The sequence below is a fragment of the Bradyrhizobium sp. LTSPM299 genome (assembly GCF_000938235.1).
Lineage (GTDB): Bacteria > Pseudomonadota > Alphaproteobacteria > Rhizobiales > Xanthobacteraceae > Bradyrhizobium.
The window spans coordinates 302,816-319,425 of record NZ_JYMU01000006.1; the positions used below are offsets into that span (position 1 = coordinate 302,816).

The following is a 16,610-nucleotide window of genomic DNA, read 5'->3' on the forward strand; positions in this document are numbered from 1 at the left end:
CGTGTAAAAGCAGCCCATTTGTCAGAATGAAGCCCGACCCCTGCGCTAAGTCTTTGTGAGCGGCCCGAAACACAGGTGAAAAGGCTGGAGCGGGTGAAGGGAATCGAACCCTCGTATTCAGCTTGGAAGGCTGCTGCTCTACCATTGAGCTACACCCGCGTCGCGCGATCACCTAACACGGCCGGGCGGCCGCCTCAACTGCCCCGGCGGAGGTCTTATTCCCGGCGAACGGCCCTCATTTCCGCGCAATCCACCCCTGTTCCCTCGTCCGCCCGGCCACTTGTGGCCTTAACAACGGCAGATTCGCTGTCTATATTGAAATCACCGTAACCAACGAAAGGAGGTGATCCAGTGTCTTCACTCAAGCGCTGTCACCTCGCTGGGATCGCCCGCTAGGCTTTGAGCTATGAGCCTGGCATCGGGGCGCTCTCAGCCCTGGACCAGCGAGACAACATAACAGGGCGCGGCGGGAGCAATCCCGCCGCGCTTTTTGCTGCGCGGTCGCAGGCGATTCGCATCTGCTGTTTTCGGCCGACTTCAGCGACCCGCCCGGAAGAAGGAGCGGAGCCAGCGCGGAAGCCAGCCGCGCCGCCTCACGACAAGGGCTCGCCGCCATTGAAGGCGGTGCTGCCGTAATAGCGGTGATGGCCGGAAACCTCGTTCCAGTCAGCGGCCTGCAATGCAGGCATCCTCTCGGCGTCGCAGATGATGGTCCCTGGCTTGCGTGGCATGATGCTCTCCAAGACTGCTGTTTGAGCCTGCGCGGTGGCCGCGTCTGCCCATCAGTCGTGCAAGCCAAACCGCGCGTTCAAGTGTGAGGCGCCACTATCGTGTTTCCGGACGGTTTCGTGAGGGCTTGCCGCAACACAAAAACTGTTCGATCCGTGAGGGATGAAATGTCGGCTGGGCCGCCTTTGGTCCGTCCTTTGGCCAGCCGCATCAACACGGAGGAGCGTTGCCGATGCTTTATGCCATTCTGGCCTACCACGTCGAAGCCGAGACCAGGTCATGGACCGCCGAAGAGGACGCCTCCGCCTTCGCACGTGTACAGGCGGTTCGTGAACGGCTGAAGGATCAACTCGGCCCGGCCGCACGGCTCGGCGATACCCGCAACGCCCGCACTTTGCGCGGACCCGGAAGCGGCACGGTGATCGATGGCCCGTTCGCCGAAACGAAGGAGCAGTTGCTCGGTATCCACATGATCGATTGTGCCGATATGGACGCGGCGATCGCGGTCGCGCGAGATCTGCGCAGCGTCAATCCGACGGTGGTCTATGAGATCCGCGCCATCAAGCTCTATGTTCCGGGCTCGCCGTTTCCAGAGACTGCGCGCCCCCGCGGCATCTGAAGCACGAACCGACCGGATCGACGCGCGCAACAGGCACGTCTTTCGTGTCGGCCGGCGCAGTGAAGAAAGCCGCTCAGCGATCGCCGGGCAATCTCGGCAGCTTCGGAAGCTTGCTGGCGTCGAACTTCGGCGCTGGCCCGTTCGCCTCCGGCGCGAGCGGCACCTCGTGACTGGGGATCAGCGTCACCTCGAAGGCGAGATCGGGCACCGCATCGGCCCGTCCCGTACAGGTCGCGATCGGACCGTTCCAGGCGCCCTCGAGCCGCACCACGAGGTCGTCGGTGCCGAACACGGTTGCGTGCCCGGCGGTGTGCCGCTTGGCGGTGAGAACAACGGAGAAGCGATCACCATCGGCCTCGACGGTGCCGTCATAAGTCATGATGCTGTCGCTGCCCCACAGCTTGCCGTCGGCCACATGCACGACGCCTGTGCCGTCCGCGAGCGACGTCCGAAACCACGCCGCATAGGTGCCGTTCTTGAGCATGGCGCCGGTCTCTGGCCGCTCCGTTTGATCGCTGACGATCAGGGCACCGTTGCGTTAACAAGCGGTGAAGGAACCTACTGGCCGTCGATCTGCCGTCCCATGATGGCGATCGCCTTCTGGTAGACCTGCGCGGCGTTCCACGCCTCGATCGCCGCGAAGTTGGCTTCCCCGGGCTGATAGCCCGCGCCGGCGCGCCAGCCATTGGCGCGCAGGAAATTCGCCGTCGAGCTCAGCGCATTGGCGGCGACGTCGAGATTGCCGCTGCCGTAGGCCAGGATGTTCTTCGGCATGAACTGGGTCTGACCGACTTCGCCATGCATCGAGCCGCGCGTGGCTCCGGAAAGCGAACCGCGGTCGATCAGCTTCAACGCGGCATAGAGCTGCTCGGTGAAGAACTCCGGACGGCGGCAGTCATAGGCAAGCGTCGCGATCGACGACAGCATGTTCTGATTGCCGCGCTGGCTGCCGAACCCGGTTTCCATGCCCCAGATCGCGATCAGCGGCCCCGGCGGCACGCCGGTGCGCTGCTGGATCGAGGCGAACAGCGCCGCCTGCGACTGCTTGAGCGAGCGGCCGCGCGACACGATGGTCGCAGCCCCCCGCTTGGCCATGAACGCCTCGAGCGACAGGCTGAAACTGTGCTGGCTGCGGTCGGCGGCAATCGTCGCACTGGCGTAGTTCGCGCCCATCAACGCGCCGATCGCGGTCTGGCCGACGCCCTTGGCGCCGGCTTCCTCGGCGAACTGCCGCTTCCAGGTCTCGAAGCCACCCGGGCCGTTGCCGCACTGCGCGGCGTGGCCTTGTGTGCCCAGCGCTGCAACGAGCGCGATGGCCGCGAGCGCCGACGTCGCAAGCTGTCTGCCGCTGGTCATCCGAAAACTCCTCCGCATTGGTGCCTCTCGCCTCGGCGAGGCGGCGCTGACGATGGCCGACGACATATGACCCGATCATGAACGGCGAGCCATCATATCCGGACCGCCGACCGTTCCTCCATTTCAAACGGCCGCGCGATGTATCACGGTCGTTGGCGGCAAAGCGGGCGTCGATTCAGGGAACCATAGGGAACCCGACGCGTTTTATCCACAACACCATTGGGTTAGGCACGCACCCTGCTCTCTCCGCGCTCGATCGTCGGCTGGTTTGCCCTGTGCTGGGGCCTGTTCCTGATCGCGGCAATCGTGGTCGGGGCGATGCTGGTCGCCCTCTACAAGGAGACCAGCAGCCAGCGTACCGATCGCGCCGCGTCGACGCTGGCCCGCGCCTGCGATTCGATCCTGCGCGAAGCCGGCGCCCTGCCCACGAATGCTCCCGCCGGTGACACGGCCGGAGTGGTGTCCCACGCGCTTGACGGCTTCCCTGGCGTCGAGGGAGGCGTCTGGCAGGTCAACGCTGGCTCCCTCGCCTATGCATTCCCGAGCTACGAAGGCAGCGGCCGGAAGACCGACCTGCCGAAGGCCGAGGAGCCCACGATCCGCGAGGTCGCCGAGCGCGCGGCGACCGCCGAGCGCCCGGTCGCATGGCAGCGCGATGCGCCGTCACAGGTCCTGCTGCTCCAGGGCTGCCCCTTTGCGGACAAGTCCGGCCGCGCCGCGTGGACAATGACGCGCGTCGTCACCGTCGGTGGCCGGCCTTTCCTGCTTGCCACCACCGGCCTCGGCCTGCTGCTTGTCGTCCTGCTTGGATCGGCGGCGCTGCTCGCGCGCGTGCTCTGGCGCTGGTCGCGAAGGCTGCGGTCGATCGAGCAGGCGCTTGCCGGTGGATCGGCCGATTTGCCGACACTCGCGCTGACCGGGCAGCGCGACCTCGACCGCATCGTCGATGCGATCAACGGCGCCGGCGCCAAGGCCGCCGATGCACGTCGGCGTGCCGCCGAAGGCGAACGACTCGCGGCACTCGGCCGCGTCGCGGCCGGTGTCGCTCACGAGATCCGGAACCCGATGGCCGCGATGCGGCTAAAGGCCGAAAATGCGCTCACCGAACATGCCGACCCGGCCCGCGCCAGGGATGCCTTGCGCGTGGTCATCGACCAGGTGGCACGGATGGATCAGTTGCTGCAAAACCTTTTGCGATCGGTGCAACGCTCTGAGATCCGCCGCGCGACGGTCTCCGACATCAAGGGCCTTCTGGCGCGGCACGCCTCGCTGTTCACCGAACAGGCCGGACGGCGGCCGATCATGGTCGATGCGCCGGCGATGCTCGATCCCGCGCCCTGCCTCGATGCCGCGCAGGTCGGCCGTGCCCTGGACAATCTGATCCTGAATGCGATCCAGAACTCGCCGGACGGAACGGCCATCATGCTCACCGCCGCCGCGAACGGCTCCGGGCTCGTAATCTCGGTCGCCGATCATGGCAGCGGCGTGATAGCCGGTGTCCGCGATCATCTGTTCGAGCCGTTTGCAACTGGCAGGCCCGACGGAACGGGACTTGGCCTCGCCATCGTTCGCGAGATCGCCGAGGCTCATGGCGGTCGCGTCACGGTGACACATCGAGTAGACGGAACCACCTTTTCGATCGAGCTTCCCAACGAGGCGCCCACATGACCCACGTCCTGATCGTCGACGACGACAAGGCGCTTCGCGACGCATTGTGTGAAACCGTGCGCGACCTCGGCTATCGGACAACAACGGCTTCCACCGGACACGAAGCGCTGGCTCTCGCGGCAACAAGCCGGCCCGACGCCGTGCTGCTCGATTTGCGGATGCCCGACATCAGCGGTCTCGACGTTCTCAAGCGATTGCGTGAGGCTGAGACAATTTCGCCGCCGGTTGCGATCATGACGGCCTATGCGACCGCCGCGAACACCATCGAGGCGATGCGGCTTGGCGCATTCGACCATGTGACGAAACCGGTCGGCCGTGATGACCTCGCCTCGCTGCTGCGGCGCATGGTCCGGTCGCGGTCCAGCACCAGCACGATGCCGAAACAGGCCGATCGCCTCTCATCGGGCGACGAGCTGATCGGATCGAGCGCGAGCATGCGCGCTGTGCAGAAGATCATCGGCCTCGTCGCCGACAGTGACACCACGGTGCTGATCACCGGCGAAACCGGGACCGGAAAGGAAGTCGTTGCCCGCACGATCCATCATGCCGGCGCGCGATCGGACGGGCCCTTCGTTGCGCTGAACTGCGCGGCGATTCCGGCCGATCTGCTCGAAAGCGAGCTGTTCGGACACGTCAGGGGCGCCTTCACCGGGGCGGTCACCGAGCGCAAGGGCGCATTCCGCGATGCCGGCGGCGGCACGCTGTTTCTCGACGAGATCGGCGACATGGACCTCGCCATGCAGGCGAAGATCCTCCGCGCCATCCAGGAACGCGTCGTCACGCCGGTCGGTGGACGGCCACAGCCGGTCGACGTGCGTATCGCCGCCGCAACCCACCGTGACCTCCCGCAATGGGTCAGCCAGGGCAAATTCCGCGAGGACCTGTTCTATCGGCTGAATGTGGTGCCGATTGCGCTCCAGCCGCTGCGCGACCGCGCCGAAGACATTCTGCCTCTGGCACAGCATTTCCTCCGCCTCTCCGCCGATCGTCCGATCGCGCTGTCGGCGCAGGCCGTGCAACGCATCGCGGTCCATCCTTGGCCCGGCAATATCCGCGAACTGCGCAACGCCATGGAGCGCGCCGCCATCTTCTGTCGCGGCGACATTCTGGAATCTGACGATCTCGATTTCCTCGGCGCCCGGGATTCGCAGCCAACCATTACCACCGAAACGGCCGACCTTCCCTCCGCCCTCGAAGGGCTCGAGCGTAAGATGATCGCGGACGCGCTGGCGCAAAGTCGCGGCAATCGCGCGGAAGCCGCAAGGAAGCTTGGCATCCATCGCCAGCTCCTGCACAGCAAGCTCGCCAAATACGGCCTGGGCGATACCGGGCGCGCCTAGGGCATTGTCCGGCCCGCGCTGGTCCCCTCGACGTCGTGACGTCCGCATTCACGACGGACTGTCCGGTTATCCGACGCGGTCCGCCGCCGTAACATCCGAAAAAACCGAGCAGATTCAATCCAGCGCCCAGTGGCACGCGCCTTGCGATGAGGTCGTCGACATCATCACCTGACGAGGAGCGCACATGCACTGGATTGATCCCGACCACCTGCCGGAAGTCAAAGGCACCGTCGATCTGTTTCTCGTCAACAAGCACGGCGAGGCCGACGGCTTCCTGATGACCGACGGCTGCGAGGTCCACGTGCCTCCGCATCTTTCGCCGCGCCTGCTGCGCGACGTGCGGCCGGGAAGCGAGGTGCGGGTTCGCGGCGTCCGTCCGCGCGCCACGCGCATGATCTCCGCCGTCGCGATCGACACCGCCAAGGGCCGCCTGCTCGACGAGGGTCCGGACAAGCGTCCCGGCGACCATGAATTCGAACCGGCCGAGCACGCACCGATGGCCGTGCAAGGCATCGTACGGCAGCCGATCCACGGACCGAAGGGCGAGACCCGCGGCGCGGTGCTGGAAGACGGCCGTATCATCCGGCTGCCGCCGCACGAGGCCGAGCGACTGGCCGACCTGTTCGTCGCCGGCCGCAAGATCGCGGCGAAGGGCGAAGGCGCGACGACGTCATTCGGCACCGTGATCGAGGCGAAGGAGATCGGCCCGTCCGCCGACACCCTCAAGGCGGTGAAACCCAAGCATGGACCGGATCACAAGAAGCCGAAGCATGGTCCCGATCACAAGAAACCGAAGCACCACGAAAAGCGCGACTGCGGCCATCACACGTAAGGATGAGACATGACGAGTGCCGCAAACAACCTGCCGCTGCGTTTCGTGCAGATCGGAGACCTGCATCTGACCGGGGACGGCCTGCAGAACCGCCAGGATTTCGTACGCATTGTTCACGAGCTCAATCGCCATGCCGGCAGCATGCTCGACTTCGTCTATCTGCCCGGCGACAACGCGGACGACGGAACTGACGATCAGTTCAGCCTGGTGCGTGGCGGGTTGAACGAGCTTCGGCTGCACTGGCATGCGATCCCCGGTGACCACGATTTCAAGCCGCGGTCGCTGGAGAGTTTTTACCGCGGCCTGAACGCGCGTAAACTGCCCTACGTCGAGGAGGTCCGCGGCTGCCGCTGCCTGTTCCTCGATGTCGTCACGCAGGGCACCGGCGGCCCCGATTTCAAACTCGGGTCCGACCAGTTCGCCTGGTTGAAAGATCAACTCGAGGCCGCGAAGCAGGACGGCAACGCCTGCGTGGTCTTCATGCATGCCTATCCGGCCGATCTCGGCGAAGAGGCGGAGGAGCTGACACAGCTTCTGGACCAGAGCAGTACCGTTCTCGTTGCCATGGGCCACACCCACTACAACGAAATCGCCCACGATGGGCGCACCATCTACGCGGCGACGCGATCGACCGGTCAGATCGAGGAAGGCCCGGTCGGCTTCAGCTTCGCCGCAGTCGACGGCAACGTGGTGAGCTGGCGCTTCAAGCCGCTCGAATCATCATGGCCGTTCGTGATGATTACCTCGCCTGCCGACCGACGTCTGGCGCTGCGCGGCCATCAAACCGAAAGGGCGCGCGAGGTGCGCGCCTGTGCATGGGGTGCAGCGCCTGTCGTGCGTGCGCAGTTTCGCGTCGACGAAGGTCCGTGGCAGCCGATGTCGATGGGCGAGCGCGGCCTGTTCACAGCTCCGCTTGACGTCGACCGGCAGCGTTTTCGTATCGAAGTGTGCGTAACCGATCAGCGTGACGAGAGCGACACCGATACCATTGCGTACGATGATGCTGGCGACCTTGACTGGAGATCGACCGGAAGCGACAGCAACGCGATCGGAGCGTGGCCCGAGCGTCATTTGTTCGGAACGCAATTGGGCCCCAACCGTCATGGTCGGAAGTGGTGACGGGAGCGAGGACGACGATGCAGAATATTAGCGCTTTCTGGCTCTATCCGATCATCCTCGCTGCCGGCGCATTGCAGGCATGGGGTCCACCGATGAACAACGCACTGCGCGGGGCGCTGGAAAATCCCTGGCTCGCCAGCCTGGTGTCGTTCCTTCCGGTCATTGCCCTGCTGAGCTGCCTGTTGCTCTGCCTGCCTTCGCCATTGCCGTCAGCGCAAGGCCTCGCGGCGATGCCGTGGTGGGCGCCGCTCGGCGGCGTGATCGGTGCGTTTGCGGTCATCGCCGGCCTGCTGTTCGTCGGAACCGTCGGTGCGGGCGCGTTCGCCGGACTCACGATCACCGCCAACATCCTGATGTCGCTTGCCGTGGACAAATTCGGGATGTTCGGCATGCCCGCGCACGAACTGAGCCTCGGCCGGATCGCGGGTGCGGCGCTGATGGTGGCCGGCATTGCCCTGATCTCGAAGTTCTGAAAGGAGACTGCACGTGGCGGACGATGCTTCGAGACAGCAAAGCGCGCTAAGGCCGTTGCTGGCGCTGAACTTCTTCATGGCGGACATGCAGGCGGGCATCGGCCCGTTCCTCGGCGTGTTCCTGCTCGCGCGTGGCTGGCAGAGCGGCTGGATCGGCACCGTGATGACCGCGGGCGGCATCGCCGGCATGTTGATGACGACACCGGCGGGCGCCCTGATCGACGCGACGCGCAGCAAGAAGCTGTTCGTTATCATCCCCGGGATCTGCACCGTCATCGCAACGGGTATCGTGCTGCTGTCGCAGCAATTCTGGCTCGTCGCAGCCTCGCAGGTCGCGACCGCGATCGCGGGTGCAGCGATCGGCCCCGCGGTCGCCGGCATTACGCTCGGCATCGTCCGCCAGGCCGGCTTCAATCGTCAGATCGGCAAGAACCAGGCGCTCAATCATGCCGGCAACATGGTCGGCGCCGGGCTCTCCGGCCTGCTTGGCTGGCTCTACGGCTTTTCGGCCGTGTTCTGGCTCGCCGCGGCCTTCGGCGTGCTCTCCCTCATCTCGGTGCTGATGATCCCGAGCGATGCCATCGACGATGACGCCGCGCGCGGCCTCGAGCAACAGGACAAGGATCACGGCAAGGCCAGCGGGCTTCAGGTGCTGCTGGAGACGAAGCCGCTGCTGATCCTCGCTGCCGCGCTCCTCTTCTTCCATCTCGGCAACGCCGCGATGCTGCCGCTGTATGGACTGGCCGTGGTCGCCGACAAGCAGGCCGACCCCGCAAGCTTCGTCGCGATGACCATCGTGATCGCCCAGGGCACGATGATCCTGACCTCACTGGCCGCGATGCGGATGGTCGAGAAGGAAGGCTACTGGCTGGTGCTGCTGGTATCGTTCGCTGCGCTTCCGATTCGCGGCGTGATCGCGGCGTGGCTATTGAACAAATGGGGAGTCTATCCGGTGCAGATTCTCGACGGCGTCGGCGCAGGGTTGCAGAGCGTCGCGGTGCCCGGCCTCGTGGCGCGGATTCTCAACGGCACCGGCCGCGTCAACGCCGGCCAGGGCGCTGTCATGACGGTTCAGGGCATCGGCGCATCGCTCAGCCCGGCGATCGGCGGCTGGATCGCGCAGGAGTTCGGCTACGGCCCGATGTTCATCATCCTCGGTGCCTTCGCCGCCGTATCGGTCGCATTGTGGGTCGTGTTTGCCCCGCTGCTCAAGCCGGCCTGCGCGGGCGCATCCGCACCGACGCAACGCGATGCCGCCATTGCCGGCGCGGGAGCTGCCTGATGCTGGGATCGGCAACTGCGACTTGGGGCATCGCCGGCCTCGCCACGCTCGGCGTCGTCGCGCGGCCCTGGAATTTGCCCGAATATATCTGGGCGGTGACCGGCGCGGTGCTGCTGGTTGCCTTCGGCCTGCTGCCGTGGCGCGATGCGGCTGCGGCCGCCGGCAAAGGCGTCGATGTCTACTTCTTCCTGATCGGAATGATGCTGCTCGCCGAGGTCGCCCGCAAGGAAGGGCTGTTCGATTGGCTTGCCGTCCAGGCCGTACGGCGGTCGCACCACTCGGCGTCGCGACTGTTCGCGATCGTCTACGCCGTCGGCACCCTGGTGACGATCTTCCTGTCGAACGACGCCACCGCGGTGGTGCTGACGCCGGCGGTCTATGCCGCGACCCGCGCCGCCAGGGTCGAGCCGCTGCCCTATCTGTTCGTCTGCGCGTTCATTGCCAACGCGGCGAGCTTCGTGCTGCCGATCTCCAACCCGGCCAACCTCGTCGTGTTCGGCGAGCGGATGCCGACGCTGCTCGAATGGCTGCATTACTTCGCACTGCCCTCCGTGGTCGCGATCGTCGTGACCTTTGCCCTGCTCCGTTTCAGCCAGCGCAACAGCCTCGCGGGACGCGTCGACAGCGACGAGACCCCGATTGCTTTGACGCGCGGTGCTGGTATCGTCGCCGGCGGCATCGCGGCCACCGCGATCGTTCTGCTCGCCGCGTCTGCGCTCGGCCGCGATCTCGGGTTACCCACTTTTGCTTGCGGCGCCATCGTCACCGCGATCGTGCTGCTGCTCGGGCGAAAGTCGCCGCTGCCGGTGCTGCGCGATGTGTCGTGGTCCGTGCTGCCGCTGGTGGCCGGCCTCTTCATCCTGGTCGAGGGCCTCAACCATACCGGCGTGCTGCCCGCATTGGCCGACATTCTGAAGCAAGCGGCGGCCACCTCGCCCCGTGCCACCTTCTGGGACGCCGGCATCATCGCAGCGTTCGGCTCGAACCTGGTCAACAATTTGCCGATGGGACTGATCGCAGCGACGACCACCCAGCCCGCACAGGCGTCGCATCAGATCACCGGCGCGATCCTGATCGGCGTCGACCTCGGTCCGAACCTTTCGGTGACCGGCTCGCTTGCGACCATCCTGTGGCTGATCGCACTGCGCCGCGAGGGCGAGCATGTCGGCGCGCTCCGCTTCCTGCGGCTCGGCATCGTGGTGATGCCGCCCGCGCTGCTGCTCGCGCTGCTGGCGCTTTCGCTGGTCTCGCCCTGACGCTACGCCGCCAGCCTGTCGACCTGGACCTTGCCGGCCTTTATGACGAGCGGAATGTGCTCGCCCTGGCCGAGCAGGCACGCGACGTCGCGGAGCGGATTGCCTTCGACCACCAGCAGATCGGCAAAGGCCTCCGGCGCGATGCGGCCGAGCTTGCCTTCCATGCGCAGCACTTCGGCGCCGACAATGGTCGCGCTCGCGATCACCGCCTGCGGACCGAGCACCTCGGCGCGGATACGGAATTCGTTGCTCTGGAGACGCTGCGATGGTCCAAGCAGATCGGTGCCAAACCCGATCTTGACGCCGGCCTCGCGCAGGATGCCAAGCGAGCGCAGCCCCGCATCGCGCACGTCGGCGACCTTGGCGACGCTTGCGGCAGGCAGGCCGTATTGGGCGCCCTCGCTCGCCAGCGCCTCATAGGTGACCAGGGTCGGGACCGCATAGGCGCCTTGCTCGGCCATCAAGCGCGCGGTCGGAAGGTCGACCAGATTGCCGTGCTCGATGGTGCGCACGCCACAGCGCACCGCGCGCTCGATGGCCTCGGCAGTGTAGGCGTGGGCGAGCACATAGGTCTGACGCGCCCGCGCTTCAGCTACGACGGCGCGGATCTCATCCTCGGAATAGCCGAAAGCTCCGATCGGATCGGTCGGCGAGGCAACGCCGCCGGACGCCATGATCTTGATCTGGTCGGCGCCCATCTGCAGCTCCTCGCGCACCGCCTTGCGCAGCGCATCGACGCCGTCGACGACACGCGACAATGCGCCGACCCGCACGCAGCAGGAGCACGTCGGATCGCCCAGATAGTCCGAGCGCGCCCGCCCGTCGCCATGCCCGCCGGTCTGGCTCAACGCACGGCCGGAGACGAACAGCCGCGGACCGTCGGTCAGGCCGGTTTCGATCGCCTGCTTGAGCGCGTAGCCCGCGCCGCCGGCATCGCGGACGGTGGTAAAGCCCCGCTTCAGCATGCCCCGCAGCAGCATGGTCGAGCGTAGCGTCACAAGCACATTCGCCATGCGCGCCTGCGCCGCCAGATCGAGCTCGACGGCGATGGCATGCACATGCAGGTCGATCAGGCCGGGCATCAGCGTCTTGCCCTTCAGATCGATGATGCGATCTGCGGATGCCAGCAGCGGCCGATCCGACACCTCCTTGATCAGGTCATTCTCGACCAGCACGTGATGCCCTTCCAGGAGATCGGGCTGAAGCGGATCGAGCAGATTGGCGTTCTTGAAGAGCGTTGTGGGCATGGCGGTATCCTTGGCGATGTCCTGTCGGGTTAGGACGCAGCCGGCGTCAGCAACGCCGGCAACGCGAGTTGGGCAAAGGGGCGGCAGGCGGCGACGTCATCGTCGTCGTACCAGCCCGCCTCATGGAGCAGATTGAGCGAGCCGAGCGTGCGGCCGCACCAGCGCACGGGCATGTTGAGCACGCTCGCGCAACCGAGCGAAGCGATCAGCGCGTGGTCGGAGAATACCGTGCTGAGATCATCGAGCGTGCGGCCGATATAGGCCTCGCCCCGGTCGAGGACAGCCTCGGTCCAAGGCCCCGCCGCGAGCCGCTTGCGCCCGCCTGCGGGATAGGATTCGGGCAAATTGGAATAGAGCCGCGCGGCCTCGCGGGTTTCGCCGTCATAGGCCAGGATGGTGAACAGCTTGTGTCCGATCGCCGTCTGCAAGGCATTATCGAGCGCCGCGAACACCGCGTTCGGCTGATCGACCCTGCCGTGCGCGATCGCGACGTCGCACAACAGCGGATCGGCATGCGGCTTCGCGTCCCTGCGGTGCGGCGTCATGCGGCTTCGCTCGCTGCGATCTCTTCCAGCGAGCGCCCGCGGGTCGGCACGCCCATCAGCACGACGGTCAGCGCGCCGATCAGGAGCACCGTCGTGGTGACGCCGAACACGCCGGCGAAACCGAAGTTCGGATAGAGGTAACCGACCAGGATCGGCGAGACGATCGCCCCGATGCGGCCGATCGCCGACGCAAGCCCTGCCCCGGTGGTCCGGATCGGCGTCGGAAACACCTCGGCCGTGTAGGCATAGACGCCGGCATAGGTGCCGTTCATGAAGAACGACAGCAAAATGCCGGCCAGCATGATCTCTCCGTCGCTGGTGGCGAGGGCGAGGCCGAATGCGCTGATGCCGCCGAGCAGCATGTAGGAGGCGATCGTGGCCTGCCGGCCGATCCGCTCGTTGAACCAGGCGGCGCTGAAATAGCCGGGCACCTGCGCGCAATACATCGTCAGCGAATAGCCAAAACTCTTCGTGATGCTCATGCCGTTCTGCACCAGCAGGCCGGGAATCCAGACGAAGAAGGAGTAGTAGCTGAACGTGATCGACAGCCACATGATCCAGGTCATGGTGGTGATGCGGGCCTGCCGCCCGGCGAACAGAGACGCGAAATTGGTCGCAAGCGTTCCGGCCGGCGCCGGAGGCGCGGTTACCTCGACGACCGGTTGCGGCAGGACATGGCCGGCGCGCGCGAAGCCCGCCTCGACTCTATCAAGCACCGTTTCGGCCTCCTTCTCGCGTCCTCGGCTTTCCAGCCAGCGCGGCGATTCCGGCAGCGCTCGGCGCCACCACAGCAGCATGACGACCGGCACGGCGGTGATCACAAGCACGATGCGCCAGCCGTTATCGTAAGCCGGCACGATGAAATAGCCGAGCAAGGCGGCTGCCACGAAGCCGAACGAGAAGAAGCCCGCCAGCGCGCCCGTGAAACTGCCGCGGTAGCGCCGCGCCACGAACTCCGCGAGGTAAGGCGCGATGATCGCGCTCTCGGCGCCGGTGCCCATCCCCGCCGCCACGCGGGCGGCGAAGAACGACGACCAGCTATCCACGGTCGCGCTGACCACCGATGCCATACAGTAGAGTGCGAGCGCCGACATCATCACCGCGCGGCGGCCGATCAGGTCGCCGAGCGTGCCGGCCAGCAGGGCGCCGAACAGGAAGCCGACAAAGGTGCTGCTGCCGAGCACGCCGGTCTGGACCGCCGTGAGATTCCAGGCGGTGCGCAGCACCGGCAGGATGAAGGCCAGCACGGCGGCGTCCATCGCGTCGAACATGTAGCCCAGGCCGCCCATCAGCAGCAGGTGAACATGAAAACGTGCGAACGGAAGGCGCTCGATGCGCGCCGATATCATCGACATCTGAAATCCCCCTGCCCCACGGCCCGGCGCCCGTGCTCCCGAGGGATGATAGACAAACCGCCATTATCCCAATAATTTATAGTTATGATCTCATATATCACCAGCGTGAATGTCGCCGATGTCATTCCGGACGCTTGACCTGAACCTGCTGAAGGTGTTCGAGGCGCTGATGACCGAGGGCAGCGTCACGCGGGCCGCGAACGCGCTGATGATGACGCAGCCTGCGGTCAGCAACGCGCTGGCACGATTGCGCGACGCGCTCGGCGATCCGCTGTTCGTGCGGTCAGGCACCGGGATCCGCCCCACCCAACGCGCCGTGGCGCTGTGGGATCCGATCGGCGAAGCGCTGGAAAGCGTGCGCGGCGCGCTCGACGAGAAAGTCTTCGATTCGCAGCGCGCCCAGACCGAGTTCAGCCTGTCGATGTCGGATTACGTCGCCTCGCTGGTGATGCCGCGGCTCCTGAATCGATTCAGCGATGTGGCCCCCAACGCGCGGCTCCGCACCGTGCCCAACACCATCATCGGCATAGCCGATCAGCTCGAGGACAACCGGGTCGATTGCGTGTTGAGCGTCTACGTTAACGAGGCGCAGCATCCGGCGCTGATCCGCTCACGCTCGCTCTGGACCGTCGACTACGCCTGCTTCATGCGACGGGACCATCCGCTGGCGGCCGGCAAGCGGCTGAGCACGCGCAGCTTCCTGAACGCCAAGCATGTCGATGTGAGCCTGGCCGGCCGGACGTTGCCGACCTACGACCAGTTCCTCGCCTCGCGCGGGCTGTCGCGCAACCTCGTCTCCATCGTCAATCATTACGGTGCGGCCTACGAGATCGTGCGTCAGTCCGACCTGATCGGCGTGCTGCCGCGCGATCTCCGCGGCCAATCGCGACACGCCCCGTCGCTGCACGCGATGCCGCTTCCGCTGGAGGCGCCGCCGCGCGTCGTCAGCCTGTTCTGGCACCAGCGCAACGACACCGTCCCGGCGCAACGCTGGCTGCGCGAGACGCTGGTGGAGTTGTTTGCAAGGATGGAGTGACAGGGGCGAATTCGCGTTCTCAGGGTCCGTTACGAATTTCAGCCTGTCGCAGCCTTTCTTGGCCGTCCCGCCGTGCGCGGACGCAGATGGGCCTGCATCATCAACGGGTCCCGCTGCATCGCCCGGAGCAACATCCCAATGGGTGCCGGCACCGTACCCGCGGCACGATACGAACTCCAGGTGCTGAGACTGACGCTCACCAGATCGGCGGCCTCAGCATTGGATATTCCCATCTGATCTTGCCAGCGACGAATCTCAACGTTGCCGAATGGACGCTGCTCATCAGCCAGCATCTTCAGATGCATGGCATCGATTGCAAGGTCTTCGTCATTCCAAGCGACCGCCGATCCGTAGGATGCAACGTGCGCTTGACTGAACGTCGAAGCATCTTTTAGTGGCGCAAGAATATCGCCACCGGTGGCAATCCACCCGGTCAAGTTCACAGCGTCGCGGCCTCGTCTCCCTCGCCAGCGGACGACCAATGACGACGGAACTTCCACCTTAACAGCTTCGACCCGCGGAATTTCCCTATCCATTCTTCTTCCCTTCAATAATTCCTACTTGACCGGGTACCTCGGATTAACCCGGTTCCATTCCGCTTTGATTTCCGCAACATTGGCTCTTGCCCACTCTATTGCAGACCTTCCTGCAGGCCCCTTCAGGTCCCCCGCATAGACGCTGAAGTCCTCGATAACGATCAGCGCTTCGAAGTCGGGATGGACAATGTGAAAGTGCGGCGGCAGATGATCGTTGGCGTAGACCGTGATGATTGTCTTGCCGATCGTGTGAACCCTTGCCATCGGCACTCGCCCCGCCTTCAACGGCAATTAACATAGTCCGATTTTCGGATGATGTAAATATCCTGATCCGATTTTCGTAGTATGTTTTCTCCGGCCTCAGGACTCCTGCAAAAAGATCGACAACGCCCGCTGCAATTCCCGGTAGGCACGCGGTCCGATCTTTGCGGCGAGCCGCTTGTCGCTTTCGGCCACTGCGGGCCTGATCCGGCGCAAGAGTGCTGTGCCTTCGTCGGTCAGTGAGAGCACGTAATAGCGCCGGTTGATCGCGGAGGCGGTGCGCCGCACCAAGCCGCGACCCTCCAGATGATCCGCCAGCCGGCCCAAGCCGGCCCGCTCGATCGACAGCAGTTGCGCAATCGCAAACTGGTTGACGCCGGGATTGGCGTCGATCACGCAGAGAACGGAGAACTGGGCCGGGCTGATGTCAAAGGCAGACAATTGCCGGCCGAATTCCTTGAACACCCAAAGCTGGGCCCGGCGGAGCCTATAGCCGAGCAATTGCGACAGGTCGCCCAAGGCCAGCGGTTTCAGGGCCGGCGGTTTTGCGCGCGCCCGCTTGTCCAACTGCATCGCTCGCGGCGGTCGTGACGACTTCACCACGCGTGCTGCGCGGCGCGGCTTCTTGGCGGTCCGCTTGCTGACTCCTGCCTTCCCTGGCTCCATCGATATCAATCTTTCCCAAGCCTGTTCGCCAAGCCTGCGAGCCGAAGATCGGGGATTCGAGGGCTTGAGTCTATCCCGCCCCGCACGGGACGCAGAGCGGCGCCGGCCTTTCCAAATGCAGGTACCACGAGAGGTTGCGTAACAGTCCTCGATCTCGAATCCATGTTGACAAGACAACATCGCCGCGCAAGGATCGCGGAAACCCGCCGCAATACGAGCTGGTCCAAGGAAGATTCCCACGGGAGATAACGTCCGTGCCTCCATCAAGGATGGGCGCCGGTGAGCGCGTT

At 65.3% G+C, this 16,610-nt stretch carries 18 protein-coding genes and 1 tRNA gene; 9 read left to right on the top strand and 10 right to left on the bottom strand.

Going from position 1 to position 16,610, the window contains the following annotated elements:
• Nucleotides 1-85 precede the first annotated feature (85 nt).
• Both UP10_RS02505 and UP10_RS45115 read right to left on the bottom strand, forming a co-directional pair.
• A tRNA-Gly gene (locus UP10_RS02505) sits at nucleotides 86-159 on the bottom strand.
• Between the two features lie 434 nt (nucleotides 160-593).
• Nucleotides 594-731, bottom strand: a complete 138-nt coding sequence (locus UP10_RS45115) for a hypothetical protein (RefSeq protein ID WP_197086728.1) — start codon at nucleotides 729-731, stop codon at nucleotides 594-596.
• 230 nt (nucleotides 732-961) lie between these two features.
• Here UP10_RS45115 and UP10_RS02510 point away from each other — a divergent pair, with 230 nt between their 5' ends.
• Entirely contained in the window at nucleotides 962-1,348 is a 387-nt protein-coding gene (locus UP10_RS02510) for a YciI family protein (RefSeq protein WP_044585810.1), read from the top strand.
• A 73-nt stretch (nucleotides 1,349-1,421) separates the two neighbouring features.
• Here UP10_RS02510 and UP10_RS02515 read toward each other — a convergent pair whose 3' ends face one another.
• The gene (locus UP10_RS02515) at nucleotides 1,422-1,832 is read right to left on the bottom strand and encodes a hypothetical protein (protein WP_044585811.1); all 411 of its coding nucleotides are present in this window, start codon (nucleotides 1,830-1,832) and stop codon (nucleotides 1,422-1,424) included.
• Nucleotides 1,833-1,906: 74 nt separating this feature from the next.
• A complete protein-coding gene (locus UP10_RS02520; RefSeq protein ID WP_044585812.1) occupies nucleotides 1,907-2,704 on the bottom strand; it encodes a lytic murein transglycosylase in 798 nt (265 codons plus the stop codon).
• 318 nt (nucleotides 2,705-3,022) lie between these two features.
• On the opposite strand from UP10_RS02520, the gene UP10_RS02525 reads away from it, so the two are divergent.
• The 7 genes from UP10_RS02525 to UP10_RS02555 all read left to right on the top strand — a co-directional run bounded on the left by UP10_RS02525 (nucleotide 3,023) and on the right by UP10_RS02555 (nucleotide 10,674).
• Nucleotides 3,023-4,372 (top strand): sensor histidine kinase, encoded by a 1,350-nt coding sequence (locus UP10_RS02525; RefSeq protein WP_050043548.1) that lies wholly within the window; start codon nucleotides 3,023-3,025, stop codon nucleotides 4,370-4,372.
• A complete protein-coding gene (locus UP10_RS02530; RefSeq protein WP_044585814.1) occupies nucleotides 4,369-5,712 on the top strand; it encodes a sigma-54-dependent transcriptional regulator in 1,344 nt (447 codons plus the stop codon). Before UP10_RS02525 ends, UP10_RS02530 begins: the two co-directional genes overlap by 4 nt.
• 184 nt (nucleotides 5,713-5,896) lie before the next feature.
• Nucleotides 5,897-6,544 carry a hypothetical protein gene (locus tag UP10_RS02535; RefSeq protein ID WP_044585815.1) on the top strand — a complete coding sequence of 216 codons (648 nt, stop codon included), beginning with the start codon at nucleotides 5,897-5,899 and terminating at the stop codon, nucleotides 6,542-6,544.
• Between the two features lie 9 nt (nucleotides 6,545-6,553).
• Nucleotides 6,554-7,663: a metallophosphoesterase family protein gene (locus UP10_RS02540; RefSeq protein WP_044585816.1), complete on the top strand. Its 1,110-nt coding sequence runs from the start codon at nucleotides 6,554-6,556 to the stop codon at nucleotides 7,661-7,663.
• Between the two features lie 17 nt (nucleotides 7,664-7,680).
• Nucleotides 7,681-8,136 carry a DMT family transporter gene (locus tag UP10_RS02545; RefSeq protein WP_082076980.1) on the top strand — a complete coding sequence of 152 codons (456 nt, stop codon included), beginning with the start codon at nucleotides 7,681-7,683 and terminating at the stop codon, nucleotides 8,134-8,136.
• Between the two features lie 13 nt (nucleotides 8,137-8,149).
• Nucleotides 8,150-9,418 (top strand): MFS transporter, encoded by a 1,269-nt coding sequence (locus tag UP10_RS02550; RefSeq protein ID WP_349643952.1) that lies wholly within the window; start codon nucleotides 8,150-8,152, stop codon nucleotides 9,416-9,418.
• Entirely contained in the window at nucleotides 9,418-10,674 is a 1,257-nt protein-coding gene (locus tag UP10_RS02555; protein WP_044585818.1) for an arsenic transporter, read from the top strand. Before UP10_RS02550 ends, UP10_RS02555 begins: the two co-directional genes overlap by 1 nt.
• Nucleotides 10,675-10,676: 2 nt before the next feature.
• On the opposite strand, the gene UP10_RS02560 is transcribed toward UP10_RS02555, so the two are convergent.
• From UP10_RS02560 to UP10_RS02570, 3 genes are read right to left on the bottom strand one after another with little or no spacing between them, the layout of a single operon-like run.
• A complete protein-coding gene (locus tag UP10_RS02560) occupies nucleotides 10,677-11,921 on the bottom strand; it encodes a metal-dependent hydrolase family protein (RefSeq protein WP_044585819.1) in 1,245 nt (414 codons plus the stop codon).
• A gap of 29 nt (nucleotides 11,922-11,950) precedes the next feature.
• Complete coding sequence (locus UP10_RS02565; protein WP_044585820.1) at nucleotides 11,951-12,466, bottom strand: GAF domain-containing protein; 516 nt, start codon at nucleotides 12,464-12,466, stop codon at nucleotides 11,951-11,953.
• Nucleotides 12,463-13,821: an MFS transporter gene (locus UP10_RS02570; RefSeq protein WP_044585821.1), complete on the bottom strand. Its 1,359-nt coding sequence runs from the start codon at nucleotides 13,819-13,821 to the stop codon at nucleotides 12,463-12,465. The genes UP10_RS02565 and UP10_RS02570 overlap by 4 nt, the downstream gene beginning before the upstream one ends.
• A 109-nt stretch (nucleotides 13,822-13,930) precedes the next feature.
• Here UP10_RS02570 and UP10_RS02575 point away from each other — a divergent pair, with 109 nt between their 5' ends.
• Nucleotides 13,931-14,857, top strand: a complete 927-nt coding sequence (locus UP10_RS02575; protein WP_197086729.1) for a LysR family transcriptional regulator — start codon at nucleotides 13,931-13,933, stop codon at nucleotides 14,855-14,857.
• 38 nt (nucleotides 14,858-14,895) lie between these two features.
• Here UP10_RS02575 and UP10_RS02580 read toward each other — a convergent pair whose 3' ends face one another.
• The 3 genes from UP10_RS02580 to UP10_RS02590 all read right to left on the bottom strand — a co-directional run bounded on the left by UP10_RS02580 (nucleotide 14,896) and on the right by UP10_RS02590 (nucleotide 16,320).
• Complete coding sequence (locus tag UP10_RS02580) at nucleotides 14,896-15,393, bottom strand: hypothetical protein (RefSeq protein WP_044585822.1); 498 nt, start codon at nucleotides 15,391-15,393, stop codon at nucleotides 14,896-14,898.
• A gap of 21 nt (nucleotides 15,394-15,414) precedes the next feature.
• Nucleotides 15,415-15,657, bottom strand: coding sequence for a DUF4160 domain-containing protein (locus UP10_RS02585; RefSeq protein ID WP_044585823.1), 243 nt, complete (start codon nucleotides 15,655-15,657; stop codon nucleotides 15,415-15,417).
• A gap of 96 nt (nucleotides 15,658-15,753) precedes the next feature.
• A complete protein-coding gene (locus tag UP10_RS02590) occupies nucleotides 15,754-16,320 on the bottom strand; it encodes a MarR family winged helix-turn-helix transcriptional regulator (protein ID WP_044585824.1) in 567 nt (188 codons plus the stop codon).
• Between the last annotated feature and the right edge of the window lie 290 nt (nucleotides 16,321-16,610).